The sequence below is a fragment of the Corynebacterium sp. p3-SID1194 genome, assembly GCF_025144155.1.
In the GTDB taxonomy this organism is placed as follows: domain Bacteria; phylum Actinomycetota; class Actinomycetes; order Mycobacteriales; family Mycobacteriaceae; genus Corynebacterium.
Map to the genome: position 1 here is coordinate 1 of NZ_JALXWY010000040.1, position 1,255 is coordinate 1,255.

Genomic DNA, 1,255 nt, shown 5'->3' on the forward strand with positions numbered 1-1,255 from the left:
AGTATGCGGCATGGACCGCAATAGTGCCGCTGATGCGTGTGGAATGAGTCGGCGCACTGCTTTAGACGTTGATAAAGGCGTGGTCAAAGGGAGTCATCGGCGGGTGGTGTTTGTTCCTGATGGTGAGGATGCGCACCGCTATAAACGGCTTATGCAGGTCCTTGGTTATGTTGACGGTCGGGTCAGTGTGCCTGTGCAGGTAATGCCGCAGGCTGCAGTGGAGAAGGTCATTGATGGGCGGTATCTGTCGGTTGAGGACCGAGAGATGATCGCGGACCGGGTTAATCAGAACATGTCTATCCGTGCAATTGCGCGTGAGTTGGGGCGTAGTGCGTCGACGATTTCGCGCGAGATTGCCCGCAACAGTGGTGATGATGGGATTTACCGGCCGTTTGAGGCACACCGCCAATCCGTTTTCCGCAGGTTTAGGCCGAAACCACGCAAGATTCCGACAAATCCGCAGTTGCAGGAAGTGGTGTGGGCGTGGCTGCGCAAGGAGTATTCTCCTGAGCAGATAGCGGGCCGCTTGCGGAAAGATTTCCCCGGCGATGACACTATGCACGTGAGTCATGAAACGATCTACCAAGAGCTGTACTTCCAGGCTAAAGGTGAGATGAAAAAGGTTGTTGCCAGCGCGATGCGCAGCGGCCGGACACGGCGCAAGCCCCAGGGTCAACGCATCCCGCGCAGCCGGTTCATCGATCCGATGATCATGATTTCTGACCGGCCGGCAGATATTGAAGATCGGGCAGTACCAGGTCATTGGGAAGGCGATCTCATCATCGGCGCCGGAGGTAAATCTGCTATCGGAACCCTTGTCGAACGTCAGACCCGCTACGTTATGCTGCTGCACCTTCCCCACGGTCATGACGCGGTGGCTGTGCGCGATGCTCTAGTTGAAACCATCATGACCTTGCCCGAGCACCTACGCGGCTCATTGACATGGGACCAAGGCGCTGAAATGGCTGGCCACCGATCCTTCAGCATCGCGACGGATTGCCCGGTGTACTTCTGTGATCCGGGTTCGCCTTGGCAGCGAGGCACCAATGAGAACACGAACGGGTTGCTGCGGCAGTACTTCCCGAAAGGCGCTGACTTAAACGTTTACGGTCCTGAAGACCTCGAACTAGTAGCCCTGAAACTCAACAATCGACCGCGAAAGACCCTGGACTACGACACCCCAGCAGAACGCATGGCCGAACTACTAGGATTGACCGGAACCTAGGAAATGTTGCAACGAACGCTAGAATCCGCC

At 56.4% G+C, this 1,255-nt stretch carries 1 protein-coding gene; it reads left to right on the forward strand.

Translation table 11 applies throughout. The features are described 5' to 3' along the window. Positions 1-10 precede the first annotated feature (10 nt). Positions 11-1,225 carry an IS30 family transposase gene (locus M3G19_RS11775; protein WP_259902789.1) on the forward strand — a complete coding sequence of 405 codons (1,215 nt, stop codon included), beginning with the start codon at positions 11-13 and terminating at the stop codon, positions 1,223-1,225. The last annotated feature ends 30 nt before the right edge of the window (positions 1,226-1,255 follow it).

Excerpts from the sequence above, each read along its gene's own strand:
- M3G19_RS11775 (WP_259902789.1), top strand. The coding sequence starts at position 11 with ATGGACCGCAATAGTGCCGCTGATGCGTGTGGAATGAGTCGGCGCACT.